24 protein-coding genes, 2 tRNA genes and 1 rRNA gene are annotated in these 23,870 nt (G+C 58.8%); 16 read left to right on the top strand and 11 right to left on the bottom strand.

Annotated elements, in window-relative coordinates:
- Positions 1–382: 382 nt before the first annotated feature.
- The 3 genes from ACIP66_RS12435 to ACIP66_RS12425 form a co-directional block, all read right to left on the bottom strand.
- A tRNA-Ala gene (locus ACIP66_RS12435) sits at positions 383–458 on the bottom strand.
- A 10-nt stretch (positions 459–468) separates the two neighbouring features.
- Positions 469–545: transfer RNA gene (locus ACIP66_RS12430), tRNA-Ile, on the bottom strand.
- Between the two features lie 123 nt (positions 546–668).
- A 16S ribosomal RNA gene (locus tag ACIP66_RS12425) occupies positions 669–2,205 on the bottom strand.
- A gap of 611 nt (positions 2,206–2,816) precedes the next feature.
- On the opposite strand from ACIP66_RS12425, the gene rhtA reads away from it, so the two are divergent.
- On the top strand, positions 2,817–3,704 hold the full coding sequence (rhtA, locus tag ACIP66_RS12420) for a threonine/homoserine exporter RhtA (RefSeq protein WP_159815690.1): 888 nt from the start codon (positions 2,817–2,819) through the stop codon (positions 3,702–3,704).
- Between the two features lie 168 nt (positions 3,705–3,872).
- Positions 3,873–4,154 carry a hypothetical protein gene (locus ACIP66_RS12415; RefSeq protein ID WP_400648412.1) on the top strand — a complete coding sequence of 94 codons (282 nt, stop codon included), beginning with the start codon at positions 3,873–3,875 and terminating at the stop codon, positions 4,152–4,154.
- A gap of 1 nt (position 4,155) precedes the next feature.
- On the opposite strand, the gene ACIP66_RS12410 is transcribed toward ACIP66_RS12415, so the two are convergent.
- Entirely contained in the window at positions 4,156–4,719 is a 564-nt protein-coding gene (locus tag ACIP66_RS12410; protein WP_212543655.1) for a TetR/AcrR family transcriptional regulator, read from the bottom strand.
- A gap of 92 nt (positions 4,720–4,811) precedes the next feature.
- Between ACIP66_RS12410 and ACIP66_RS12405 the strand changes: the two genes are divergently transcribed.
- Positions 4,812–5,540 carry an SDR family oxidoreductase gene (locus tag ACIP66_RS12405; RefSeq protein WP_212543656.1) on the top strand — a complete coding sequence of 243 codons (729 nt, stop codon included), beginning with the start codon at positions 4,812–4,814 and terminating at the stop codon, positions 5,538–5,540.
- 37 nt (positions 5,541–5,577) lie between these two features.
- Positions 5,578–6,174: a 2-hydroxychromene-2-carboxylate isomerase gene (locus ACIP66_RS12400; RefSeq protein WP_212549082.1), complete on the top strand. Its 597-nt coding sequence runs from the start codon at positions 5,578–5,580 to the stop codon at positions 6,172–6,174.
- A 49-nt stretch (positions 6,175–6,223) separates the two neighbouring features.
- On the opposite strand, the gene ACIP66_RS12395 is transcribed toward ACIP66_RS12400, so the two are convergent.
- From ACIP66_RS12395 to ACIP66_RS12380, 4 genes are all read right to left on the bottom strand, one after another.
- Positions 6,224–8,032: an aminopeptidase P family protein gene (locus ACIP66_RS12395; protein ID WP_400648408.1), complete on the bottom strand. Its 1,809-nt coding sequence runs from the start codon at positions 8,030–8,032 to the stop codon at positions 6,224–6,226.
- A gap of 56 nt (positions 8,033–8,088) precedes the next feature.
- Complete coding sequence (locus ACIP66_RS12390; protein WP_212543659.1) at positions 8,089–9,255, bottom strand: aminotransferase class V-fold PLP-dependent enzyme; 1,167 nt, start codon at positions 9,253–9,255, stop codon at positions 8,089–8,091.
- A gap of 205 nt (positions 9,256–9,460) precedes the next feature.
- Positions 9,461–10,075: a LysE family translocator gene (locus tag ACIP66_RS12385; protein ID WP_053122169.1), complete on the bottom strand. Its 615-nt coding sequence runs from the start codon at positions 10,073–10,075 to the stop codon at positions 9,461–9,463.
- Positions 10,076–10,176: 101 nt separating this feature from the next.
- Positions 10,177–10,446, bottom strand: a complete 270-nt coding sequence (locus ACIP66_RS12380; protein WP_053122171.1) for a hypothetical protein — start codon at positions 10,444–10,446, stop codon at positions 10,177–10,179.
- Between the two features lie 391 nt (positions 10,447–10,837).
- On the opposite strand from ACIP66_RS12380, the gene msuE reads away from it, so the two are divergent.
- From msuE to ACIP66_RS12360, 4 genes are all read left to right on the top strand, one after another.
- Positions 10,838–11,401, top strand: coding sequence for an FMN reductase (gene msuE / locus ACIP66_RS12375; RefSeq protein WP_053122173.1), 564 nt, complete (start codon positions 10,838–10,840; stop codon positions 11,399–11,401).
- Between the two features lie 10 nt (positions 11,402–11,411).
- Positions 11,412–12,557 (top strand): FMNH2-dependent alkanesulfonate monooxygenase, encoded by a 1,146-nt coding sequence (ssuD, locus tag ACIP66_RS12370; protein WP_400648403.1) that lies wholly within the window; start codon positions 11,412–11,414, stop codon positions 12,555–12,557.
- Positions 12,558–12,682: 125 nt separating this feature from the next.
- A complete protein-coding gene (locus ACIP66_RS12365; RefSeq protein ID WP_400648400.1) occupies positions 12,683–13,870 on the top strand; it encodes an acyl-CoA dehydrogenase family protein in 1,188 nt (395 codons plus the stop codon).
- 36 nt (positions 13,871–13,906) lie between these two features.
- Positions 13,907–15,010 carry a sigma-54-dependent Fis family transcriptional regulator gene (locus ACIP66_RS12360; protein WP_053122179.1) on the top strand — a complete coding sequence of 368 codons (1,104 nt, stop codon included), beginning with the start codon at positions 13,907–13,909 and terminating at the stop codon, positions 15,008–15,010.
- On the opposite strand, the gene ACIP66_RS12355 is transcribed toward ACIP66_RS12360, so the two are convergent.
- Positions 15,007–15,372, bottom strand: coding sequence for an antibiotic biosynthesis monooxygenase (locus ACIP66_RS12355; RefSeq protein WP_400648397.1), 366 nt, complete (start codon positions 15,370–15,372; stop codon positions 15,007–15,009). The two genes, ACIP66_RS12360 and ACIP66_RS12355, sit on opposite strands and share 4 nt — an antisense overlap.
- Before the next feature lie 92 nt (positions 15,373–15,464).
- Here ACIP66_RS12355 and soxR point away from each other — a divergent pair, with 92 nt between their 5' ends.
- The 4 genes from soxR (at position 15,465) to ACIP66_RS12335 (ending at position 18,698) form a co-directional block, all read left to right on the top strand.
- Positions 15,465–15,917 (top strand): redox-sensitive transcriptional activator SoxR, encoded by a 453-nt coding sequence (gene soxR, locus ACIP66_RS12350; RefSeq protein WP_400648394.1) that lies wholly within the window; start codon positions 15,465–15,467, stop codon positions 15,915–15,917.
- 257 nt (positions 15,918–16,174) lie between these two features.
- Positions 16,175–16,633 carry a VOC family protein gene (locus tag ACIP66_RS12345; protein ID WP_400648391.1) on the top strand — a complete coding sequence of 153 codons (459 nt, stop codon included), beginning with the start codon at positions 16,175–16,177 and terminating at the stop codon, positions 16,631–16,633.
- A 214-nt stretch (positions 16,634–16,847) separates the two neighbouring features.
- Entirely contained in the window at positions 16,848–17,723 is an 876-nt protein-coding gene (locus ACIP66_RS12340; protein WP_400648388.1) for an alpha/beta fold hydrolase, read from the top strand.
- A gap of 24 nt (positions 17,724–17,747) precedes the next feature.
- Positions 17,748–18,698 carry a LysR substrate-binding domain-containing protein gene (locus tag ACIP66_RS12335; protein WP_400648385.1) on the top strand — a complete coding sequence of 317 codons (951 nt, stop codon included), beginning with the start codon at positions 17,748–17,750 and terminating at the stop codon, positions 18,696–18,698.
- An 84-nt stretch (positions 18,699–18,782) separates the two neighbouring features.
- On the opposite strand, the gene leuD is transcribed toward ACIP66_RS12335, so the two are convergent.
- Positions 18,783–19,397, bottom strand: a complete 615-nt coding sequence (leuD, locus tag ACIP66_RS12330) for a 3-isopropylmalate dehydratase small subunit (protein WP_400648382.1) — start codon at positions 19,395–19,397, stop codon at positions 18,783–18,785.
- The gene (leuC, locus tag ACIP66_RS12325) at positions 19,394–20,812 is read right to left on the bottom strand and encodes a 3-isopropylmalate dehydratase large subunit (protein ID WP_400648380.1); all 1,419 of its coding nucleotides are present in this window, start codon (positions 20,810–20,812) and stop codon (positions 19,394–19,396) included. The genes leuD and leuC overlap by 4 nt, the downstream gene beginning before the upstream one ends.
- 405 nt (positions 20,813–21,217) lie before the next feature.
- Here leuC and ACIP66_RS12320 point away from each other — a divergent pair, with 405 nt between their 5' ends.
- The 4 genes from ACIP66_RS12320 to ACIP66_RS12305 are packed head-to-tail and all read left to right on the top strand — an operon-like array spanning position 21,218 to position 23,866.
- Positions 21,218–22,417, top strand: coding sequence for a PepSY domain-containing protein (locus tag ACIP66_RS12320; protein WP_212543671.1), 1,200 nt, complete (start codon positions 21,218–21,220; stop codon positions 22,415–22,417).
- Entirely contained in the window at positions 22,414–22,956 is a 543-nt protein-coding gene (locus ACIP66_RS12315; protein ID WP_053122195.1) for a hypothetical protein, read from the top strand. Before ACIP66_RS12320 ends, ACIP66_RS12315 begins: the two co-directional genes overlap by 4 nt.
- Positions 22,953–23,294, top strand: coding sequence for a hypothetical protein (locus ACIP66_RS12310; protein ID WP_053122197.1), 342 nt, complete (start codon positions 22,953–22,955; stop codon positions 23,292–23,294). Before ACIP66_RS12315 ends, ACIP66_RS12310 begins: the two co-directional genes overlap by 4 nt.
- On the top strand, positions 23,291–23,866 hold the full coding sequence (locus ACIP66_RS12305) for a DUF6162 family protein (protein ID WP_212549072.1): 576 nt from the start codon (positions 23,291–23,293) through the stop codon (positions 23,864–23,866). The genes ACIP66_RS12310 and ACIP66_RS12305 overlap by 4 nt, the downstream gene beginning before the upstream one ends.
- Positions 23,867–23,870: the final 4 nt, after the last annotated feature.

Genomic DNA, 23,870 nt, shown 5'->3' with positions numbered 1-23,870 from the left:
CACGATCGTCCCCACGCATAGTGACACCCTTCAGCGAGCTCCGGCATACACGCTTTCATCCCCAAGAGATTTTCTATTAGACGGCTACCACGTCTTTCATCGCCTCTGACTGCCAAGGCATCCACCGTATGCGCTTCTTCACTTGACCATATAACCCCAAGCAATCTGGTTATACTGTGAAGACGACATTCGCCGAAAATTCGAATTTCTCATTTAAGAGAACTCACAAATTTTACCTTAGCCTGATCCGTTACCAGTGAAAGTAACGTCCAGTCTATCTTTCTATCACATACCCAAATTTTTAAAGAACGATCTAATCAAAAGACTAGAAATCAATATTCTCAATGGAATACTCATTTCTAAGCTTTCAGAAGCAGTTATATGGTGGAGCCAAACGGGATCGAACCGTTGACCTCCTGCGTGCAAGGCAGGCGCTCTCCCAGCTGAGCTATGGCCCCATAACAAAATTGGTGGGTCTGGGCAGATTCGAACTGCCGACCTCACCCTTATCAGGGGTGCGCTCTAACCAACTGAGCTACAGACCCAATTTCGAGCGCGTAACTGTTAGCTTGGAGCTATCAGCTTGGAGCTTAAAGCTGCTTCTATCGTCTTCTTCAATGAATCAAGCAATTCGTGTGGGAGCTCATGGAGCAGCTGATGTCGTCGATTAAGGAGGTGATCCAGCCGCAGGTTCCCCTACGGCTACCTTGTTACGACTTCACCCCAGTCATGAATCACACCGTGGTAACCGTCCTCCCGAAGGTTAGACTAGCTACTTCTGGTGCAACCCACTCCCATGGTGTGACGGGCGGTGTGTACAAGGCCCGGGAACGTATTCACCGTGACATTCTGATTCACGATTACTAGCGATTCCGACTTCACGCAGTCGAGTTGCAGACTGCGATCCGGACTACGATCGGTTTTATGGGATTAGCTCCACCTCGCGGCTTGGCAACCCTTTGTACCGACCATTGTAGCACGTGTGTAGCCCAGGCCGTAAGGGCCATGATGACTTGACGTCATCCCCACCTTCCTCCGGTTTGTCACCGGCAGTCTCCTTAGAGTGCCCACCATTACGTGCTGGTAACTAAGGACAAGGGTTGCGCTCGTTACGGGACTTAACCCAACATCTCACGACACGAGCTGACGACAGCCATGCAGCACCTGTCTCAATGTTCCCGAAGGCACCAATCCATCTCTGGAAAGTTCATTGGATGTCAAGGCCTGGTAAGGTTCTTCGCGTTGCTTCGAATTAAACCACATGCTCCACCGCTTGTGCGGGCCCCCGTCAATTCATTTGAGTTTTAACCTTGCGGCCGTACTCCCCAGGCGGTCAACTTAATGCGTTAGCTGCGCCACTAAGAGCTCAAGGCTCCCAACGGCTAGTTGACATCGTTTACGGCGTGGACTACCAGGGTATCTAATCCTGTTTGCTCCCCACGCTTTCGCACCTCAGTGTCAGTATCAGTCCAGGTGGTCGCCTTCGCCACTGGTGTTCCTTCCTATATCTACGCATTTCACCGCTACACAGGAAATTCCACCACCCTCTACCATACTCTAGCTCGACAGTTTTGAATGCAGTTCCCAGGTTGAGCCCGGGGATTTCACATCCAACTTAACGAACCACCTACGCGCGCTTTACGCCCAGTAATTCCGATTAACGCTTGCACCCTCTGTATTACCGCGGCTGCTGGCACAGAGTTAGCCGGTGCTTATTCTGTCGGTAACGTCAAAACAGCAAAGTATTAATTTACTGCCCTTCCTCCCAACTTAAAGTGCTTTACAATCCGAAGACCTTCTTCACACACGCGGCATGGCTGGATCAGGCTTTCGCCCATTGTCCAATATTCCCCACTGCTGCCTCCCGTAGGAGTCTGGACCGTGTCTCAGTTCCAGTGTGACTGATCATCCTCTCAGACCAGTTACGGATCGTCGCCTTGGTGAGCCATTACCTCACCAACTAGCTAATCCGACCTAGGCTCATCTGATAGCGCAAGGCCCGAAGGTCCCCTGCTTTCTCCCGTAGGACGTATGCGGTATTAGCGTTCCTTTCGAAACGTTGTCCCCCACTACCAGGCAGATTCCTAGGCATTACTCACCCGTCCGCCGCTGAATTAAGGAGCAAGCTCCTCTCATCCGCTCGACTTGCATGTGTTAGGCCTGCCGCCAGCGTTCAATCTGAGCCATGATCAAACTCTTCAGTTCAAACATCTTTGGGTTTTTAAGAAACCCTAAACTTGGCTCAGCAATCGTTGGTTACATCTTTGATTTCTCGCGGAGTAACTTGTGATGCTGATAATCTTGTTGACTATCAGTCTGACTCCACAAGCACCCACACGAATTGCTTGATTCAGTTGTTAAAGAGCGGTTGGTTAAGATCTTTCGTCTCAACCGAGGCGCGCATTCTACAGCAGCCTCATTTGCTGTCAAGTGATTATTTTCAGAAGTTTTCGAAGAATTCTTCAACAACTTCAACCACTTGCGCTTCAGATCTCTCGTCAGCGGGAGGCGAATTCTACAGCGTTACACGCTGCTGTCAACACCTCTTTTTCAACTTCCTTTTGGTTTCGATGAAATGAAGCACTTGCTGTCGAAACCTACATAACTCATTGAATCTCAAGGAGTTTTCCGTTTCGACTGCGCCGGAAGTGGGGCGAATTATAGACGCATGAAATCTGCCGTCAACCCCTGATTTCATTTTTCTATCGATAAACGCAAAAAGCCTGCTTATATATAGACGCCATCGTAGCGAATGCGCAGTATATTGCCCAACAACTCAAAAATGCCTGCTATATACCCTGGATGACGCCTCCGCTATGAATGACCAACCCCGCTCGCTTGCCTCAATGCTGTTCCCGGTTGGCCTGCTATTAATAGCCATGGCATCGATCCAGTCCGGTGCCTCGCTGGCCAAAAGCATGTTCCCGGTGGTTGGCGCCCAAGGCACTACGACCCTGCGACTGATCTTCGCCAGTGTGATCATGCTTCTATTGCTGCGTCCATGGCGCGCCAAGCTGACGGCCAAGTCGCTGCGCACGGTCATTGTCTACGGCATGGCATTGGGCGGGATGAACTTCCTCTTCTATATGTCATTGCGCACAGTCCCACTGGGGATCGCCGTCGCACTGGAATTCACCGGACCACTGGCCGTCGCCATTTACGCATCACGTCGTGCTATCGATTTTCTCTGGATTGGTTTGGCGGCTGCAGGCTTGTTCCTTCTCATCCCCACAGGCGCGACTACTGCCGGCATTGATCTGGTCGGTGCGGGTTACGCATTGGGCGCCGGTGTCTGCTGGGCACTCTATATCCTCTTCGGTCAGAAGGCCGGGGCAGACAATGGCGTAACGACCGCAGCGTTGGGCGTGATGATCGCCGCCCTGTTCGTCGCGCCCATCGGCATCGTGCATGCAGGCGCTGCTTTGCTGACGCCCTCGCTGATCCCGATCGCTATCGGCGTGGCCATCCTTTCCACCGCCCTGCCCTACACCCTGGAAATGGTTGCACTCACCCGCATGCCCGCGCGCACCTTCGGCACCTTGATGAGTATCGAGCCCGCATTCGGCGCGCTATCAGGCCTGCTGTTTCTGCAGGAATACCTGACGTTGTCACAATGGATGGCGATCCTGTGCATTATTCTCGCCTCCGTCGGAGCTACCCTGACAATGGGCAGCGGCGCGAAGCCCGCCATTGCGGCCGATTGAAACAGGATTTGACGAAGGTCTGGCATTTGCCGCTTATTTAGGCCATGTTTAGTCCGTTAACTCAGTGTCAGGCATGGATTTTTTCGAATACGGACGTCAGAACGCTTCAAGCGCGATCGCATACAGGCAGACCAGAGCAACAGACTTCTGGCTGCCATAAGGACGGTAATGAAACGAATTTTGATATTGATCGCCATACTCTCAGTTGCAGGCTGCGCGGCGACATCGGAAACCCAGGTAAAACGCGGTAAGAAGGGGCTGCACATCAACTGTTCAGGGCTGTCGTCCTCCTGGGACAAGTGCTACACCCACGCCGCCAACGCCTGTGCCCCCAAGGGCTATAAAGTCATTGCCAAATCGGGGGATGGCGTCGAAGAGCCTGGCGATTATCCTTTCGGCCTCAACCCTGCCGGCTACACCAGCCGCAGCATGATCGTCATCTGCAAATAACTCATTGCGGTCTGGCGATCTGCCGAGCGATTTCTTCCTGACTGGACTTCAGCACTGTGTGCTGAATGTCCGGTGTGGCCAGCATACGCGCCACCACCAACGCCCCGACACATTGCGATAGCACTGACCACGCCAGGCTGTCGCTCTCCAATATTTTCGCCCAACTCTCCTGCAACCGGCAGATCCACAGCTCTGCCTGCTCACGCACTTGAATATCAGAACGGGCGATCTCCGCACCCAGCGATGGCAAGGCACAGCCGGATTCGGGCTGCTCGACATGGGCCATGCTCAGGTAATGTTTGAGACAACGCTGCAGTCGCTCGTGATCCTGAGTGCCCTGCCCGCCCAACCGTTCCAGGCTCTGGCCCAATTCGCGCTCGACGATAGCGGTAAACAACGCATCCTTCGACGCGAAGTGACTGTAGAACGCCGCACCACTCAAGCCGATAGCCTTCATCAAACCATCGACGCCTACCGTAGAAAACCCCGAACGCTTTGCCGACAGCGAACTGCTCTGCAGCAGCTTTTCCCGGGTTTCCAGTTTGTGACTGGCGGAGTAACGCATGTGTTTGCCCTCGAAATTGACCGCCTTGACGTTGTCGGAATCATAGCATAACGTTCGTTCACTTAACGATCGTTTAGCAAAGGGATCTACCCATGAATAACAAGAAGGTCGTGTTGGTTGTCGGAGCCGGCGATGCTACGGGCGGCGCTATTGCCAAGCGCTTTGCCAAAGAAGGATTCGTTGCCTGCGTCACAAGACGCAGTGCCGACAAATTGCAGCCGCTGGTAGACGCCATTCAGGCAGACGGCGGCGAAGCACACGGTTTCGCCTGCGATGCGCGCAAGGAAGAAGACGTGATCGCGCTGATCGAAGACATCGAAACCCGCGTTGGCCCGATCGAAGCGTTCGTCTTCAACATCGGCGCCAACGTGCCGTGCAGCATCCTCGAAGAAACCGCCCGCAAATATTTCAAGATCTGGGAGATGGCCTGCTTCTCGGGTTTCCTCAATGCACGCGAAGTGGCCAAGCGCATGGTCACGCGCAATCGCGGCACGATCCTGTTCACTGGCGCTACCGCCGGGTTACGCGGAGCTTCAGGGTTTGCCGCATTCGCCGGCGCCAAACACGGTATCCGCGCACTGGCACAAAGCATGGCAAGGGAATTGGGGCCGATGAACATCCATGTCGCCCATGTGGTGGTCGACGGTGCGATCGATACCGACTTCATTCGCAACAGTTTCCCGGAGAAATACGCCACCAAGGATCAGGATGGCATTCTCAACCCCGAGCACATCGCCGAAAACTATTGGTACCTGCACAGTCAGCCGCGCGATGCCTGGACATTCGAGCTGGATCTGCGTCCATGGAATGAACGCTGGTAAACCCGCCGCCCATAACGATAATGAGAGTGCAGCAACCATGACGAAAACCGTGGAGTTCTATTTCGACCTCGGCAGCCCTGCCACGTACCTGGCCTACAGCCAATTGCCAAAAATCTGCGCAGAGACTGGCAGCGAACTGATCTATATCCCGATGCTGCTCGGCGGCGTGTTCAAGGCGACCGGCAACGCCTCCCCCGCGATGATCCCGGCCAAGGGTCGCTATATGTTTCAAGATCTGGATCGCTATGCAAAACGCTACGGCGTGCCGCTGAAATTCAACCCGCACTTCCCAATCAACACGTTGATGCTGATGCGCGCCGTCACGGGCATCCAACTGCGTCAGCCGGAACGCTTCCAAGCGTTTATCGATTGTCTGTTCACAGCGCTTTGGGTCGATGGCCGCAGCATGGACGAACCGCAAACCGTCGCAGCGGTATTGAGTGAACACGGTTTCGATCCGCAGGAAGTACTGGCGCTGACCAATGACGAATCCGTCAAAGCTGTGCTGAAAGAGAATACCGAGACTGCGGTTAAACGCGGCGTGTTTGGCGCACCGAGCATGTTCGTCGGCAACCAGTTGTTCTTTGGTCAGGATCGACTCGACTTCGTCGAAGAGGCATTGCGCCAGATCTAGTTCGAAGCCATCACTCGGGCGCTGGCGACAGCGCCCGAGCGTCAATCGTTTAGATGGCAGCAGTACGCGTGTTCAACCACTCCAGCGCAGCACCTTCCAGCAACGGGCTCAAACGCTCACGCACTTCAGCGTGATAGGCGTTGAACCACTGTTTCTCTTCCTGAGTCAGCAGCGCCGGCACCAGGCAGCGAGTGTCGATCGGGCACAGGGTCAAGGTTTCAAACTTGAGGAATTCGCCGAATTCGCTGCTGCCCGCCTCGCGATTCATCGCCAGGTTCTCGATGCGCACCCCCCAACGACCCGGACGATAGGTACCCGGCTCGATCGAGGTGATCATGCCCGGCAACATCGCGGTTTGCGGTGCTGGCGCGGCTTGGTAGGCAATCACCTGCGGGCCTTCGTGAACGTTGAGGAAATAGCCAATGCCGTGACCGGTGCCGTGACCGTAATCGACACTCTCAGCCCAGATCGGCGCGCGGGCGATGGCGTCGAGCAGCGGCGACAGGATGCCTTTCGGGAACTGCGCTCGCGACAGCGCAATCACGCCTTTGAGCACACGCGTGCAATCGCGTTTCTGCTCTTCGGTCGGCGTACCGACCGGCACCATCCGCGTGATGTCCGTGGTACCGCCGAGGTACTGACCACCCGAGTCGATCAGCAGCAGACCATCACCCTCGATCACCGCGTGCTCTTCTTCGGTGGCGTGATAGTGCGGCATCGCGCCATTGGCGTTGAACGCGGCAATGGTGTTGAAACTCAGCGAGACATAATCCGGACGACGTTCACGGGCAGCGGTGAGTTTCTCGTCGATGGTCAGCTCGGTAATCCGCTCACGACCCCAGGCCGACTCCAGCCAGGCGAAGAATTCGCACAGCGCCGCGCCGTCCTGCTCCATCGCTTGGCGGATGTGCTGAGCATCGGCTTCACTTTTCTGCGACTTGGCCAGCGTTGTCGGGTTAAGACCTTCGACCAGCGTCACGCCGCTGTCGAGGTTTTCCAGCAGTCCGCTGGTGACCCGCGCCGGATCCACCAGCACACTCGAACCACTCGGCACGGCGCGCAAGGCTTCAGCGACTTCACTGTAGTCACGCAGGGTGACGCCATCGGCTTCCAGCACGGCGCGCAAATCCGCATCAACCTTGCTCAGCGCCACGAACAACGTGGCTTGCTGTTGACTGATCAACGCAAAGGACACAAACACCGGGTTGAACGACACGTCGCCGCCGCGCAGGTTGAACAGCCAGGCGATGTCGTCGAGGGTGGCGATGAAGTGCCAATCAGCGCCACGTGTCTGCAAGGTTTCGCGCAGCTTGGCGAGTTTTTCGCCACGGCTGACGGTCGCCTGTGGTGGCAGATGCTGATAGATCGCTGCATTCGGTAGCGTCGGGCGATCGCTCCAGACTTCCTGCAACAAATCGATGTCGGTACGCAAACGCGCGCCACGCGCTTCGAGTTTGCTGCTCAACGTGCGCGCCGAGGCCACAGCCATTACTGCGCCATCGACGGCGACCACGCCACCTTCCGGCGTTTGCTCAGCCAGCCAGTCCAGCGGACTCGGTTGACCCGGCTGCAACTTGACCAGTTCGATGCCGCTGCCGTTGAGTTCTTTGGTTGCCTGTTCCCAGTAACGGCTGTCGGCCCAGACACCGGCGAAATCGTTGGTGACAATCAAAGTGCCCACCGAACCGTGGAAACCCGACAGCCACTGCCGGCCCTGCCAGTAACCCGGCAGATATTCCGACAGATGCGGGTCGGCAGACGGCACCAAGAGTGCGTGAATGCCTTCGCGACGCATCAGCTCGCGGGTGTGCGCCAGGCGCTGGGGCACCGATCCTTCGGTCAAGGTCTGGGTACTCATCATGTCTCCTGCTAATCACTTCATCGTTATTGTTCGTAGCCGTTAGGTCGGCTGGTTTACAGCCCTGTCGCCCAGAATGCCGGAGCACTGGCGCAGGCGGTCTTGATCAGTTCGCAAGCCTTGTCGATATCGTCGGCGGTGGTGAAACGGCCGAGGCTCAGGCGAATGGTGCGCCCGGCCAGGTGCGCATCATGCCCCAGCGCTAACAGCACGTGAGACGGTGCGTTACTGGCGGAGTTACACGCTGAGGTCGCGGAAAACGCGATCGAATGGCTCAGCGCGGCGCTGTTGAATTCGCCTTCGCTGAACGTCAGGCTCAAGGTGTGCGGAATGCGCTGACTGGCGCTGCCATTGAGGCGCACGCCGGGCAGGCTCAGCAATTGTTCGAGCAGACGCTCGCGCAACGCGACGATCGTGCTTTTTTCGTCATCAAACGCGGCAGCCGCCAGCGCAAACGCCGAGCCCATTCCGGCGATCTGATGAGTTGCCAGCGTCCCGGAACGCAAGCCACCTTCGTGGCCGCCACCGTGAATTTGTGCCTGCAGCTTTTGCTGTGCCCGTGGGCCGACATATAACGCGCCGATGCCTTTGGGGCCATAGAGTTTGTGCGCCGAAAACGACATCAGGTCGACCGGCCACTGCGCCAGATCGATCGCCACTTTGCCGGCCCCCTGCGCCGCATCGACGTGAAACAGCGCTTCTCGATTGCGCACGATTTCGCCAATCGCTTGTACGTCGTTGACGGTGCCCAACTCATTGTTGACCAGCATCAGCGACACCAGAAAGGTGTCCTCGCGCAGCGCTTCACTGACCGCCTGCGGCGTGATCAGGCCATCGGCGTCCGGCACCAGATAGGTCACGGCGATGCCGGCGTCCTGCAATTGGCGGGCGGTATCGAGAATGGCTTTGTGTTCGATCTGACTGGTGATGATGTGGCCGCCGGACACGCCGCGCGCCTGCGCCACGCCTTTAAGGGCGAGGTTATTGGACTCGGTGGCACCGGACGTCCAGACAATCTGTTCGGCTTGGGCGCCCACCAGTTCGGCGACTTGCCGGCGCGCCTGCTCGACCGTGTGCCGGGCCTGCTGGCCGAAGGCGTGGGAGCTGGAAGCCGGGTTACCGAAGTTACCGTGAAACCCCAGACATTCGATCATCACCTGGATGACCCGCTCGTCCACCGGGGTGGTGGCGGCGTAATCGAAATACAACGGACGTGTGTTCATAAAAGACTCGCAGAGCGTGTTCCGGGATCAGGAGGCTCGTGTCTGCAAACGGCACCGCGCAGCCTTGTGAGCTGCGCGTCGGTTCGAGAGCGTCATCAATACCTGATCGGATGCCGTTAAAGAAGAACAACTTCATTTAAAAGTGCGTAGGAACGCTCCTGAAGCGAGCTTAACAGGCATCGGGCCGCGGGTTGAAGGCTATGCGTCAGTGAAAGCTTTCGAGAAGTAACGGGTACAGCGAAATCACCAGCAGCGCGGCCATGCCCCAGTTGAACACACGCAACCAGCGCGGATCTTTCAACACATTGCGCAACAGCGTGCCGCAGGCAGCCCAGACGCCGACACTCGGCAGGTTGATGATGGCGAAAACGGCCGCGATCACCACGACATTGGTGAAATAACCCTGCATCGGCGTGTAGGTGCTGATTGCGCCGATGGCCATGATCCACGCCTTTGGATTGACCCACTGAAACGCCGCAGCGCCGAGATAACTGATCGGTTTGGCCTCGCCCTGAACGTTGTCGCCCACCGGCCCCGAGTGAGCGATTTTCCACGCCAGATACAGCAGATACGCCGCGCCGACGTAGCGCAGGATCGTATAAAGAATGGGATAGGTTTGAAACACCGCGCCGAGCCCAAAACCGACCGCCACCACCAAGACGAAAAATCCGCAGGTAATGCCCAGCATGTGTGGAATGGTGCGGTTAAAGCCGAAGTTCACGCCCGATGCCAGCAACATGGTGTTGTTCGGCCCCGGCGTAATCGAGGTGACAAGGGCAAACAGGGCAAAGCCCAGCAGCAGATCAAGCGAGAGGGTCATGGTGGGCAATCCGTCAGGGTCATTCAGGTGTTGACCCTATCTCACGCCACCGCGCAAACCCACGGACAGTTGAGTAAAACTTCCAGCAGTACAGTTTGTTATCAGCTAGGGCGACCGTGCAGCTGTACAGCTCGCTCGGCGCTCATCTCACCTTGTTTATCGAAGCCGAAAGTCTTCTGTGGCTGGCCGAGCAGTTGGGCTTTTTTCGCGTGGTATTCGTCGAAGGACAAACCACTGCGGTTCAGCGCTTCCATCGCCAGTTCGCGTGATTCTTCTGCGCTGTAAGGGCGCAATTCTGGCGAAACGTGACCGGCACAACCAGCAAGTACGGAGACAGCGAGCAGCAGCGAAACAGTCAGTAGATGATTCATGGGAGCGTCCTGGCGAGCAGTGGTAGTCGATGGACAAAGGCTACGCCCGGGCTCGCTCGCGCAGAAATCAACGCTCTCAATAGTGGCTATCAGGATTTTCGCAGAGCCTTAGACATATTCGTTAACGATCTATAAATATCGATTAACGGTCTTTTGCGGAATAACAACTAGCCTTTATAACTTCTCCCCATAGGCGCTTCAGTGTTGCTCCAGCAACTGTTGCTCAGGCAACAGCGGTTCAACAAAGTCACCTCATATTCGTACACAGGGCCGCGAGCAAAACACTTAAAGCCCCGCCACACCGGGCCTCCAGGAATTGGTACAGCGTTTGCTCAAACCCAGTGACTTAGCCACTGCTCGCTGAGCAACTGTTGAAAACAAGGAATTGATCATGTCGCGTCCTCTGAAAGTCGTCGCCCTCTCCGGCGGAACCTGGCGTCCCTCACGTACGTTGGTGCTGACCCAGGCCTTGCTGGCCGAACTTGCCGGGCATTTGCCGATCGACAGCCATTTGATCGAACTCGGTGACATTGCCCGTCCGCTCGGCGGTGCCCTCTCGCGTCAGGAGCTGAGCGCCGAAGTCGAGGCCGAGCTGCAAGCCATCGAACAAGCGGATTTGCTGATTGTTGCAGCGCCGGTTTATCGCGGTTCTTACCCGGGGCTGCTCAAGCATTTGTTCGACCTGATCGACCTCAATGCGCTGATCGATACCCCGGTGCTGCTCGCTGCCACCGGTGGCAGCGAACGCCATGCGCTGGTGCTTGATCACCAATTGCGCCCGCTGTTCAGTTTCTTCCAGGCCGTGACCTTGCCGATTGGTGTGTACGCCACCGAGGCCGATTTCGCCGACTACCAGATCACCAGCGAGCCGCTAAAAGCGCGCATCCGCCTGGCCGCCGAACGCGCTGCGCCGCTGTTCGCCACGCAAATCAAACCGTTGCTGAAGATCGCTTAAGGAGCAGTTCATGGATGTTTTCTGGTTCCTGCCGACCCACGGCGACGGCCACTATCTGGGCACCACCCAAGGTGCGCGCCCGGTCACGCTCAACTATTTGAAACAAGTCGCGCAAGCCGCTGACAGCCTCGGTTATCACGGTGTGTTGATCCCGACCGGGCGTTCCTGCGAGGACTCGTGGGTGATCGCCTCGGCACTGGTGCCGTTGACCGAACGCCTGCGTTACCTGGTGGCGATTCGACCGGGGATCATCTCGCCGACCGTATCGGCACGGATGGCGGCGACGCTGGATCGATTGTCCAACGGCCGCTTGCTGATCAACGTGGTGACCGGCGGCGACCCGGATGAAAACCGTGGCGACGGCAGCTTTCTCAGCCACAGCGAACGCTACGAAGTGACTGATGAATTCCTGAAAATCTGGCGCCGCGTGCTGCAAGGCGAATCGGTGGATTTCGAGGGCGAGCACCTGAAAGTGCAGAACGCCAAAGCGCTCTACCCGCCGGTGCAGAAACCTTATCCGCCGCTGTACTTCGGCGGCTCCTCCGACGCGGCGCATGATCTGGCCGCCGAGCAGGTCGATGTCTATCTGACCTGGGGCGAACCTCCGGCGGCCGTCGAGGAAAAACTCGCTGATGTGCGCGAACGCGCGGCGCGCCACGGTCGCACGGTGAAGTTCGGCATTCGTCTGCACGTGATCGTCCGCGAGACCGCCGAAGAGGCGTGGAAAGCCGCCGACAAACTGATCGAGCACATCAGTGACGAGACGATAGAAGCGGCGCAGAAGTCCTTTTCACGGTTTGACTCAGAGGGTCAGCGGCGCATGGCGGCGTTGCACGATGGCCGTCGCGACAATCTGGAAATCGCCCCGAACCTGTGGGCCGGTGTCGGTCTGGTACGCGGTGGCGCGGGGACGGCGCTGGTTGGCGATCCGCAGCAAGTGGCGGCGCGGATCAAGGAGTACGCGGATCTGGGCATCGAAAGCTTCATCTTCTCCGGTTATCCGCATCTGGAAGAGGCTTACCGCTTTGCCGAGTTGGTGTTCCCGCTGCTGCCCGAGCCGTACGCGAGCCTGGCCGGGCGTGGCGTGACCAACCTTACCGGGCCGTTTGGCGAAATGATTGCCAATGATGTGCTGCCCACCAAAGCCACGGCATAAACAAATCCCCTGTAGGAGCTGCCGCAGGCTGCGATCTTTTGACTTTGATTTTCTAAAAAACCGGATCAAAAGATCGCAGCCTGCGGCAGCTCCTACACAGGAAGATTGAATTCAGGAGTGTTGGTGTGACCGCCAAACCGCAAAGTACCCTGTTATCCCCGCTGCAAACCGCCCGCCAACTGGCTGCCGAGTTTGCCCTCACCGCTGTCGAACGCGACGAGCGCGGTGGCACGCCGAAAGCCGAGCGCGATGCTCTGCGCGACAGCGGCCTGCTGGCCCTGAGCATTCCCACCCGTTATGGGGGCCTCGGCGCGACCTGGAGTGAAACCCTGCAGATCGTCCGCGAGTTCGCCAAGGTCGACAGCTCTATCGCTCACGTCTTCGGCTTTCATCATCTGATGCTCGCTACCGTGCGCCTGTTCTCGCGACCGGAACAATGGCAGCCGTGGTTCGAACAGACCGCGCGGCAGAACTGGTTCTGGGGCAACGCACTGAACCCGCTCGACACCCGCACCGTGGTCAAAAACCTTGGTGGCTGGCGTGAGTTTTCCGGGAAGAAAAGCTTCTGCTCCGGCGCCAGTGATTCGCAGATGCTGATTGCCTCGGCGGTCGATGAAAGTGCGGGCGGCAAGTTGCTGATCGCGGCGATTCCCAGCGGCCGCAGCGGCATCACTTTGCACAACGACTGGAACAATATCGGCCAGCGTCAGACCGACAGCGGCAGCGCGACATTTGAACGGGTGCGTGTCGAAGAGTCGGAGCTGCTGCTTGATCCGGGCCCGCTGAGCACGCCGTTCGCTTGCTTGCGACCACTGATCGCGCAGCTGACTTTCACGCATATGTTTCTCGGGATTGCCGAAGGTGCGTTCGAAGAAGCGCGGCAGTACACCCTCAAGGAAACCCGGCTCTGGCACAAATCCTCGGCGCGCGAAGTCAGTGAAGACCCTTACGTGCTCGCGCATTTCGGCGAGTTCTGGGTGGCCCTCGAAGGCATTCGTTTATTGGTCGAACGCGCGGCGGCGTTGCTGGATGAAGCGTGGGCGAAAGGCGCAAACCTCAGCGCCGAAGAACGCGGGCATGTCGCCACGGCGATTGCCACCGCCAAAGTCGCGGCCAGCCGTCAGGGTCTGGAGATTTGCAGCCGTCTGTTCGAAGTCACCGGCGCGCGCTCGACCCACGCCTCGCTGCGTCTCGATCGGCACTGGCGCAACTTGCGCACGCAAACCCTGCACGACCCGCTGGATTACAAACTCCATGAACTGGGCGACTGGGCGCTGAACCAGTCGCTGCCGGTGCCGACTTTCTATTCCTGACCTGTCTGCATTTGAACTAAAAAGAAGGACGAGCCCATGCAACTGCTGACCTTACCGCCCTCACCCGCGCTGGCCACGTCGATCCGTGCCACCGCGCAGGTGTTCGAAGATCCGAAGTCCCAAGCCCTGCTCGCGCATTTGCAACAGGTTGCACCGAGCGAGGCCAGCGTGCTGATCATCGGCGAGACCGGTACCGGCAAGGAGTTGGTGGCGCGGCATATTCATAACCTGAGCAACCGTCGCCATCGGCCGTTTATCGCGGTCAATTGCGGCGCATTTTCCGAGTCGCTGGTCGAGGCCGAATTGTTTGGTCATGAAAAAGGCGCGTTCACCGGCGCCTTGAGCGCCAAGGCTGGCTGGTTCGAAGAGGCGGACGGCGGCACCTTGTTTCTCGATGAGATCGGCGATCTGCCGATGGCGATTCAGGTCAAGTTGTTGCGCGTGTTGCAGGAGCGCGAAGTGGTGCGGCTCGGTTCGCGTAAAAGCATTCCGATCGATGTGCGGGTTTTGGCCGCGACCAACGTGCAACTGGAAAAAGCCATCAATGCCGGCAATTTCCGTGAGGATCTGTATTACCGCCTCAACGTGGTCAATCTGGAACTGAGTCCATTGCGTGATCGCCCTGGCGACATCCTGCCGCTGACTCGGCATTTCATCGAGGCCTACAGCCAGCGCCTCGGTTACGGGCGAGTCAGCATCAGCCCCGGCGCCGAGCACAAACTGCGCGGCTACAGTTGGCCGGGCAACATCCGCGAACTGGAAAACGTCATCCATCACACCTTATTGATCTGCCGTAACGGCGTGATCGAACGTGATGATTTGCGCCTGTCCAATCTGCGCATCGAACGCCCGGACGATCATCACAACAGCGCCGACGACTCACCGGAAGCGTTGTTGGAGCAGGCCTTTCAAAAACTCTTCGCGCAACAGGCCGGCGCACTCCACGAAAAAGTCGAAGACGCATTGCTGCGCGCGGCTTACCGCTTCTGCCACTACAACCAGGTGCACACCGCCGCCCTGCTCGGCCTGAGCCGCAACGTCACGCGCACACGGTTGATCAAGATCGGCGAACTGGCAGTGAACAAGCGCCGGGCACCCGCCAATCTGCACGGCGAACGCCTGCTTCAACTGTCGATCTAGCCGACCAGATTGCAGTGCAGGGCATCGTCGTGACTGCGGGCGATGCTGCTTAGCACCTGAAAGGAATTGAAGGTGATGGTTTTCGCCTGATGCGTGTGGATCAACTGCCAAAAGTCCTGCTCGCCGCTCTCGAAACTGCGAAACGCCGCCTCCCCCGCTTCGCGGGTCTGCCATTGCAGAAAACTCAATACGCGCCGGCCATCGTCGCTGGCCTGCACGCTGGCACTGACAAATCCCGCGTAGCGCTGGGCCAGACGTTCAGTCTGTACCGACAGCGCATTGACCAATGCCGGCTGCTGACGTGGTTCGATTTCGAATTCGATCAACTGGGTGAAACTGCGATTTTTCGCTGCTGCTTGCATGAAAGTCCCCACTTGGCTGTAAGGCGAATCTTGCGACTCGAAGGCCTGCAGGGTAAAACCTCTAGTTAAGTCAAGGTCAAGAGCTGTTTTCAATGATCAGCAAAGAACATGTGCACAAACAGCTAACGGTTGGCGAAGTCGCGGCGCGCAGTGGCGTGGCGGTGACGGCGCTGCACTTCTATGAATCGAAGGGACTGATCAAGAGCCAGCGTAATGCCGGCAATCAGCGGCGCTATCCGCGTGAGGTGCTGCGGCGGGTGGCGTTGATCAAGGTCGCGCAACGGCTGGGGATTCCGTTGGCGGAGATTGGCGAAGCGCTGAAGATTTTGCCGGATGACCGTGCGCCGACGGCGGCGGATTGGCGGGTGTTGTCCGAGCAGTGGCGGCGGGAACTGGATGAACGGATCGAGCAGTTGATGCTGCTGCGGGATCGGTTGAATGGCTGTATTGGTTGTGGTTGCCTGTCGATGGAAGCCTGCCCGCTGCGCAATCAGGGCGATGTGCTCGGTGAACAGGGCCCTGGCCCGCACTTCCCTAAAGACTGATGGAAAACCTTGTGGCGAGGGGATTTATCCCCGTTGGGCTGCGAAGCAGCCCCAAAACCTGCATCCCTATTCCTTCAGATATACCTCATTGACTGACTTAGGGTCTGCTTCGCAGCCCAACGGGGATAAATCCCCTCGCCACAAAGACTGGTTTCCATCGCTCAATTTTGGTGCTGCTCGTCGGGCAAAAATCTGCACTGCGCCGACAGTTCTATAGTGATTCTTCACCTCGCAAAACAACAATCAGGGAGAAGGTCATGAGCGTCAAACCCATTCCCGAGGGGTATCACAGCATCACCCCGTACCTCGGCATTCACAAAGCCGCCGAGGCCATCGAGTTCTACAAAAAAGCGTTTGGTGCCACTGAAGTCATGCGCCTGGCCATGCCCGACGGCGGCATTGGCCACGCCGAACTGCGCATTGGTGACAGCGCGATCATGCTCGGTTCGCCGTGTGATCAAGGGCCGTTGAGCAATCCGGATCAAGCGGTGTCGGTTGGTTTGCATCTGTATGTGACGGATGTCGACAAGTCATTTCAGCGAGCGCTGGATGCCGGGGCGACATCGGTGTCGGAGGTCAAGGATCAGTTTTACGGCGATCGCAGCGGGACGTTGAAGGATCCGTACGGGCATCTGTGGTTTCTGGCCTCGCGCAAGGAGGATTTGACTGAGGAGCAGATCAGGCAAAGAGCGATGGAGATGTTTAGCCAGGGTTAGGTTTTGCAGTGTTTGCATAGGCGCTATCGCGAGCAGGCTCACTCCTACAGGGGGACTGCATTCCAATTGTAGGAGTGAGCCTGCTCGCGATGGGGCCGGTACTGACAAACAAATCACACTTCATGAACCCGCCCATCACGCTTTGCGCCTTGCCCCAAACCCCGGACGCTTTCAGGATGCAGGCCACAAGAAACCTTAAACAAGGATCAGCCCGATGTTTGCCGGATTCCTCAAAGACCAGCGCCACGTCAACGGCGTCGACATTGCCTGCCGCGTCGGCGGCAGCGGGCCGGGCCTGTTGCTGTTGCACGGCCATCCGCAGACCCATGTGATCTGGCACAAGATTGCCGAACAACTCGCCGAGCATTTCACCGTGGTCGCCGCCGACCTGCGCGGTTACGGCGACAGCAGTCGCCCCGACGCTGACGAGTTGCACCTCAGCTACTCGAAACGCGAGATGGCCCGCGACAACGTCGACTTAATGAAAGCGCTGGGCTTCGAGCAATTCTCGATCCTCGCCCACGACCGTGGCGCGCGCGTCGCTCATCGCCTCGCCCTCGACCACCCCGCCGCCGTGCAACGCATGATGCTGCTGGACATCGCCCCGACCCTGGCGATGTACACCCAAACCAACGAAGCCTTCGCCCGCGCCTACTGGCACTGGTTCTTCCTGATCCGCCCGGCGCCGCTGCCGGAAACGCTGATCGAAGCCAACCCGGAAGGTTATCTGCGCAGCGTGATGGGCAGTCGCAGCGCCGGCCTCAAACCGTTCACCGACGAAGCCTTCAGCGAATACCGCCGCTGCCTGCAACAACCCGGCAGCGCACGCGGCATCTGCGAGGATTACCGCGCCAGCGCCGGCATCGATCTGGAACACGACCGCGCCGACATCGCCGCCCATCATCATTTGGGTTTGCCGCTGCGGGTGCTGTGGGGCGCCGAAGGCACCGTCGGCCGCTGTTTCGATCCGCTCAAGGAATGGCAGCAAGTGGCGACGAACGTCACCGGCCAGGCCCTGCCCGCCGGCCATTACATCGCCGAAGAAGTCCCCGGACTGTTGCTTGCCGAAGCGCTGGCCTTTCTGCGCTGAACAGAGCTTGTAAATCGCGGTGCTATGCTGGCGGCTTCTGCCGCCAGCGTGCGTTTTGACATGTCCCAGAACAAAGACTCCGTGCCCCTGCCCGAAGACCTGCGTGTGCTGCTCACGGTGATCCGCAAAAACGGCTTTGCCGCCGCGGCCGATGAGTTGGGCCTGTCGCCCGCCTACGTCAGTAAACGCATCCAGATTCTCGAAACCACCCTTGGCACACGCCTGCTGCATCGCACTAGTCGGCGCGTCTCGCTGACCGAGGATGGCGAGCGTGTGCAGCGCTGGGCGTTGCGCATTCTTGATGACTTCCAGCAACTGCACGACGAACTTTCCGACGCCCACGACAGCCCGCGTGGGCGTGTGCACCTCTGCAGCAGTTTCGGCTTCGGTCGCAATCACGTGGCGCCAGCGGTGTCGTTGTTGGCCGAGCGCTACCCGGAACTGCAGATTCGTCTCGACCTGTTTGATCGGGTGGTGGACATCATCAACGAAGGTTTCGACCTGGAGATCCGCGTCGGCGACGACATTCCCGGGCAGCACATCGGTCGACGTCTGGTGAGCAATCGACGCGTGCTGTGCGCGGCGCCGAATTATCTGCAACGACGTGGCACGCCGCTGACGCTGGAGGACTTGCAGCAACACGACTGTCTGGTGATCAAGGAACGCGACAACGCCTTCGGCATCTGGAATCTGGATCGCGAGGGCGGGCAGGAAAGTGTGCGGGTCAGCGGGCCGTTGTCGTCGAACAATGGCGAGATCGTTCTGCAATGGGCGCTGGATGGGCGTGGGGTGTTGCTGCGTTCACTGTGGGATGTGAAACCGTTGCTGGAGCAAGGGTTGCTGGTGCAGGTGCTGGAGGATTACGGGCAGAGCGCGAATGTCTGGGCGGTGTACCCGACACGGTTGGCGAATTCTGGGAAGTTGAGGGCGTGTGTGGAATTCTTGCAAGAACACTTCAAAGAGTTGTCTGTTTAGAAGATCAAAAGATCGCAGCCTGCGGCAGCTCCTACAGGGCAATGTGTTCCATGTAGGAGCTGCCGCAGGCTGCGATCTTTTTGGTCAGGACAACCAGGGATTACTGGCCAGGTGCTGGCGTTCGAACTCGTGGATCTGTTCGCGGCGTTGCAAGGTGCTACCAATCGCATCCAGCCCCAGCAACAGCGAAGTTTTGCGCAGGGTATCGATCTGGAAATCGATCACACTGCCATCTGCCAAACCAATCTGCTGCGCTTGCAGATCAATACTGATCCGCGCCGTTTCAGCCTGACCAACAAGCTGGCCGATCCGCTGCACCTGCGCCTCTTCCAGGGTGATCAACAACACCCCGTTACGCTGGCAGTTGTCGTAAAAGATCCCGGCAAAACTGCTGCCGATCAACGCGCGAACGCCCAACTGCTGTAACCCCCACACCGCGTGCTCACGACTGGAACCGCAGCCAAAATTCGGCCCGACCACCAAAAAACTCGCACCCCGCCATGCCGCTTGATTGAGCACGAAATCAGGATTGGGCCTGCCATCCGGCAAAAATCGCAGATCGAAAAACACCCCGCGATCCAGCCCTTGGCGATCGATGCCCTTGAGAAACTGTTTCGGCATGATCACGTCGGTGTCGACGTTGGCCGCCAGAAACGGCGCGGCCTGACCGCCGACTTGAGTGAAGGGTTGCAGGCTCATGGGCGTTCTCCAAAGTGGCGGATGTCGGTGAGTCGACCGCTGATCGCAGCAGCGGCGACCATTGCCGGGCTCATCAGATGCGTGCGCGCTCCGGCGCCCTGGCGGCCCTCGAAATTACGATTGGTGCTGGATGCGCAGCGGTCGCCGGGGGCAAGCACGTCATCGTTCATCGCCAGGCACATCGAGCAACCGGACTGGCGCCATTCAAAACCGGCGTCGAGAAAAATCTGCGCCAGCCCTTCCGCTTCGGCTTGCGCACGCACTTCGCTGGAGCCGGGCACGATCATCGCGCGCACGTGCTCGGAGACGCGTTGCCCGCGCACGACGCTGGCGGCATCCCGCAAATCTTCGATCCGCGCGTTGGTGCATGAGCCGATAAACGCGTGGCTGATGACGATGTCGCTGAGCGCCATGCCCGCTTCGAGGCCCATATAGTTGAGGGCGCGGCGCATGTCCTGACGCAGGATCGGATCGCTGATCGATTGCGGATCCGGCACCCGCGCGCCGATGGCTGCGGCCTGGTCCGGGCTGGTGCCCCAAGTGACCATCGGCTCCAGCCCACTGGCGTCGAGGTGTATTTCGCGATCGAACACCGCGCCGGGATCGCTGCGCAATTCGCGCCATTTTTCCACGCCGCGATCCCACAGCTCACCTTGGGGCGCGCGCGGTTTGCCTTTCAAGTAGCTGAAGACTTTCTCGTCCGGCGCCATAAAGGCCCCGCGCGCACCGGCCTCGACGGCCATGTTGCAAATGGTCATGCGCGCTTCGACGCTCAAGGCATCAATGGTCGAACCGCAGAATTCGATGGCGTAACCGGTGGCCCCGGACGCGCCGATCTGGCCAATCAGCGCCATGATCACATCCTTCGAGGTCAGGCCCGGCGGCAACTCGCCATCAACGGTCACGCGCAGGCTTTTCAGGCGTTTGTAGACCAGCGTTTGCGAGGCCAGCAAGTGCTCGATCTCGGAGGTGCCGATGCCGAATCCGAACGCGCCGAGTGCGCCATAGGTCGTGGTGTGGCTGTCGCCGGCTGCGATGACCATGCCCGGCAGGATGAAGCCTTGCTCCGGCGCGATCACGTGTTCGATGCCTTGGCGCTTGTCGAGGATATCCAGCAGTTCGATGCCGAAGTCCCGGCAGTTCTCCGCCAGATACGACACTTGCCGCGCACCGCCGGCATCGGGCATCGCAGCGATGCGCACCGGCGTGGTCGGGTTGACGTGATCGACCACCGCCAGCGCCGTGCCCGGCCGCCACACTTCGCGCCCGGCCGCGCGCAAGCCGCTGAACGCTTGCGGGCTGGTGTATTCGTTGATCACCTGACGGTCGATATACAGCAGCACATGCCCCTGATCGTCGAGAGGGCAGACCGTGTGGGAATCGATGTGTTTGTCGTAAAGGGTTCTGGGGCTCATCAGGGCATTCACTCAAGCAATCCAAGTGATTGCCATCATAGGCAGGCGCTGCCGCCCATCAATTGCCAGACAGTGATCGCGCAGATCATGAATCGTGTTCAATCCCCCTGCCCACCACAAATCCCCTGTGGGAGCGAGCCTGCTCGCGAAAGCGGTGGCTCAGCACAGAATGAAGTGACTGACCCGTCGCCTTCGCGAGCAGGCTCGCTCCCACAGGGGAACTGGATGATCGGGGAATTGCGAAACATTTGCTTTCATATCGCCTTTCGGGATTTGCGTCGCTCATTCGTCTTATAGAGATGCAGGCCGTTCGCGTAGGCAAAAGCCACGACCGGTCGTTCGGGGACTGCTGTGCTGCGAAGCCCGTGGTACCGCGCCCTTCCATCGAAATCAAGACGCGCAATCATGTCGAAGAAATCCCGCTCCAAACTGTGGTTCCTCGTTCATAGCTGGCTGGCGTTACCGATCTGGTTCTTTGTGCTGATCGTCTGTGTCACCGGCACGCTGGCGGTGGTCAGCCAGGAAATCGTCTGGCTGGCCAACCCGCAAATGCGCGCCAGCCAACCGACCGACGACGCGCCGCTGCTCAGCTACGACCAGGTACTCGCGGCGATCAAAAAAGCCGAACCACGCACCGTGGTCGAGAGCATCAGCCGCCCGGATGAGTCGCATTTTGCCCTGGACGTGCAGGTCAGCTACCCGGATGGCCGCGAGCAGACCGTTTACGTCAACCCGTATACCGGGGTGATTCAGGGAGTCGCGCCCGACTTCAACTTCCAGGCCTTTACCCGCGCCCTGCATGGCTGGTGGCTGGTGCCGTTCACCAACGGTTTCAGTTGGGGCTGGTACCTGGTGTCGTTCCTCGGTCTGCCGTTGCTGGCTTCGCTGGTCACCGGGCTGGTGGTTTATAAACGCTTCTGGAAAGGATTCTTTAGTCCGACCCTGCGCTTTCGCCACGGCGCGCGAATTTTCTGGGGCGATTTCCACCGCCTCAGTGGCATCTGGTCGATCTGGTTTATCGCCGTGATCTCGATCACCGGCACCTGGTTTCTGATTCAGGCGCTGCTGTTCGACAACCACATTTCCATCTCCAGCGAACCGATCATTCCGGCGATGTCCCGTGAAGCGGTGCCGATCTCGGCCGACGGCAGCCCGCCGCCGCGCATCAGTCTGGATCGCGCCATTGAAATCGCCCAAGAGAAAATCCCCGGCCTCGAAGTCAGCTTTGTCAGCCTGCCGGCCAACGCCTATACCCACCTCAACGTCGGCGGTCGCGGCTGGTATCCGTTGATGTTCCAGACCGCGACGCTCGATCCTTACAGCGGTGAGTTGGCCACTTCACGTTTGTTGAGCGACCGCACGTCGCTGGAATTCGTCACCGAATCCATGCGCCCGCTGCACACCGGTGACTTCGGCGGGTTGTGGATCAAGTTGATCTGGTTCTTCTTCGGCCTGCTGCTGAGCATGATGGTGCTCAGCGGTTTGTTGATCTGGACCAAACGCACGGCGCTGGCCACGGCCAATGCTCTCAAGCGTGAATCGAAGAAAAACCGCGTGCAGGCGCAACCGGCGATGCGCCGGGAAACGTCGGAGGTCAACCCATGAGCAAGTCCGCAGCTTTGCCGCAACCGTCGCGCTTGAGCGTGTTCTGGCACAAATGGCGTTTCCACATCAACGTGCTGTTGCTGCTGATACCGCTGGGTTTCATGCCGAAATACTTCGCCGATGTCGCGCTGTTTCGCGGCGATGCCGGCCTCGGTGAACGCGAAGTCGGCGAAATCGCAGTCGGCCCGTGGAGCCTGCGCCTCGCCGAATTGCGCAACGAGGCGCCACGTCTGGAAGGCCCGGCCGGCTACATGAAAGGCTTCAACGCCGCGCTTTGTGATGCTTGCATCGACAAAGTCAAAGCCACTTATCTGCGCATCGGCAAACCGCGCAGCCTGCGTGCCGCCGGGGTGATTTTCTTCGGCGCGCCGTATCGCATGGGCGCGCAGTTGCCGGTGCCGGAGAAAACCAAAGCCGACGCTGAACTGTGGATCACCATGGAAGGCTGGGACGGCAGCATGCATCAGGCCTCGATTCCCCTGAGCCAGGCCTCCCCCGCCACCATTGCCTGGCTGACTCAACAAGGAGCCAAACCATGACCCGCTCGCAACGCCCTTCCCGCCTGCGGCTGAGCGCCGCGTTGCTGGTGCTCTGCGCCGGTTTCACTGGCAGCGCTCTGGCGCATAACCCGATGTGCGAATGCAAAGCCATCGACGCCGACCAGATCAAATGCACCGGCGGTTTTTCCGACGGCAGCGGCGCCCCCGGCGTGACCCTCGACGTGATCGGTTACGACGAAACGATTCTGGTGCCGGGCAAGCTTGGCAGCGATTCAACGCTGACCTTCAAAAAACCCGGCGCCGAATTCTACGTGCTGTTCGACGCGGGTCCCGGCCACGTCGTCGAAATCGACCAAGCGGATATTGAGGCCCCATGAGTACGCCCACCACGCAAGTCGTCCGCCCGGCCGGTGCCGGCCATGAAACCCTCAATGTTCTGCTGTTGTGTCTGTTGATTCTGGCAGTCGCCGGTTCAGTGGTGGCGTGGCGCGGGGTGTCGCATGAGCCGGAGCCGGTCGCCAGCAATCAGTTCGACGCACGCCGCGATCTCAGTGCTTCCGAGCAGGGCATCTATGCCGATCTGCGGGTGACCCTCGACGAAATCCGTCTGCTGCGCGAAGAACAGCAAACCTTGCCGACCCCAAAAAATCTGGCTGACGAAGGTTTCGCGCCGTTTGCTCAGGATGCGAGTTCGGTCAGTCGCGGCGGTCATGCCTGGCAATTGCTGGCCGACACTGCCTATTTCGGCCACAGCCAGGCACCCGCCGTCGCCGGTTCGTTCGTGATGCTGTTGAGCGCCGATCACAGCGCTGCGCCGGACATCTGGCTCAACCGCGATGCCGATCTCAAAGTGCCGACCGAACTGACCGACGCCGCCCTGTCCGCGTCGGGCTGGAAACAGATCGTCGCGCAATACGATGCCGGGGTTACCCGCGAACATCGCCATTGATTCC

Source organism: Pseudomonas sp. NPDC088429, from assembly GCF_044753305.1.
GTDB classification, from domain to species: domain Bacteria; phylum Pseudomonadota; class Gammaproteobacteria; order Pseudomonadales; family Pseudomonadaceae; genus Aquipseudomonas; species Aquipseudomonas rustica.
This window is presented reverse-complemented; position numbering and strand designations above follow the sequence as displayed.

What these genes read in the sequence shown, in the direction of transcription:
- ACIP66_RS12410 (WP_212543655.1), bottom strand. Translation starts at nt 4,719, where the DNA reads ATGCGTTACTCCGCCAGTCACAAACTGGAAACCCGGGAAAAGCTGCTG.
- ACIP66_RS12315 (WP_053122195.1), top strand. Translation starts at nt 22,414, where the DNA reads ATGAGCAAGTCCGCAGCTTTGCCGCAACCGTCGCGCTTGAGCGTGTTC.
- ACIP66_RS12345 (WP_400648391.1), top strand. Translation starts at nt 16,175, where the DNA reads ATGAGCGTCAAACCCATTCCCGAGGGGTATCACAGCATCACCCCGTAC.
- ACIP66_RS12380 (WP_053122171.1), bottom strand. Translation starts at nt 10,446, where the DNA reads ATGAATCATCTACTGACTGTTTCGCTGCTGCTCGCTGTCTCCGTACTT.
- ACIP66_RS12400 (WP_212549082.1), top strand. Translation starts at nt 5,578, where the DNA reads ATGACGAAAACCGTGGAGTTCTATTTCGACCTCGGCAGCCCTGCCACG.
- ACIP66_RS12385 (WP_053122169.1), bottom strand. Translation starts at nt 10,075, where the DNA reads ATGACCCTCTCGCTTGATCTGCTGCTGGGCTTTGCCCTGTTTGCCCTT.
- ACIP66_RS12390 (WP_212543659.1), bottom strand. Translation starts at nt 9,255, where the DNA reads ATGAACACACGTCCGTTGTATTTCGATTACGCCGCCACCACCCCGGTG.
- rhtA (WP_159815690.1), top strand. Translation starts at nt 2,817, where the DNA reads ATGAATGACCAACCCCGCTCGCTTGCCTCAATGCTGTTCCCGGTTGGC.
- leuD (WP_400648382.1), bottom strand. Translation starts at nt 19,397, where the DNA reads ATGAGCCTGCAACCCTTCACTCAAGTCGGCGGTCAGGCCGCGCCGTTT.
- ACIP66_RS12395 (WP_400648408.1), bottom strand. Translation starts at nt 8,032, where the DNA reads ATGAGTACCCAGACCTTGACCGAAGGATCGGTGCCCCAGCGCCTGGCG.
- ACIP66_RS12415 (WP_400648412.1), top strand. Translation starts at nt 3,873, where the DNA reads ATGAAACGAATTTTGATATTGATCGCCATACTCTCAGTTGCAGGCTGC.
- ssuD (WP_400648403.1), top strand. Translation starts at nt 11,412, where the DNA reads ATGGATGTTTTCTGGTTCCTGCCGACCCACGGCGACGGCCACTATCTG.
- leuC (WP_400648380.1), bottom strand. Translation starts at nt 20,812, where the DNA reads ATGAGCCCCAGAACCCTTTACGACAAACACATCGATTCCCACACGGTC.
- ACIP66_RS12355 (WP_400648397.1), bottom strand. Translation starts at nt 15,372, where the DNA reads ATGCAAGCAGCAGCGAAAAATCGCAGTTTCACCCAGTTGATCGAATTC.
- msuE (WP_053122173.1), top strand. Translation starts at nt 10,838, where the DNA reads ATGTCGCGTCCTCTGAAAGTCGTCGCCCTCTCCGGCGGAACCTGGCGT.
- ACIP66_RS12305 (WP_212549072.1), top strand. Translation starts at nt 23,291, where the DNA reads ATGAGTACGCCCACCACGCAAGTCGTCCGCCCGGCCGGTGCCGGCCAT.
- ACIP66_RS12405 (WP_212543656.1), top strand. Translation starts at nt 4,812, where the DNA reads ATGAATAACAAGAAGGTCGTGTTGGTTGTCGGAGCCGGCGATGCTACG.
- ACIP66_RS12320 (WP_212543671.1), top strand. Translation starts at nt 21,218, where the DNA reads ATGTCGAAGAAATCCCGCTCCAAACTGTGGTTCCTCGTTCATAGCTGG.
- ACIP66_RS12335 (WP_400648385.1), top strand. Translation starts at nt 17,748, where the DNA reads ATGCTGGCGGCTTCTGCCGCCAGCGTGCGTTTTGACATGTCCCAGAAC.
- ACIP66_RS12310 (WP_053122197.1), top strand. Translation starts at nt 22,953, where the DNA reads ATGACCCGCTCGCAACGCCCTTCCCGCCTGCGGCTGAGCGCCGCGTTG.
- ACIP66_RS12360 (WP_053122179.1), top strand. Translation starts at nt 13,907, where the DNA reads ATGCAACTGCTGACCTTACCGCCCTCACCCGCGCTGGCCACGTCGATC.
- ACIP66_RS12340 (WP_400648388.1), top strand. Translation starts at nt 16,848, where the DNA reads ATGTTTGCCGGATTCCTCAAAGACCAGCGCCACGTCAACGGCGTCGAC.
- soxR (WP_400648394.1), top strand. Translation starts at nt 15,465, where the DNA reads ATGATCAGCAAAGAACATGTGCACAAACAGCTAACGGTTGGCGAAGTC.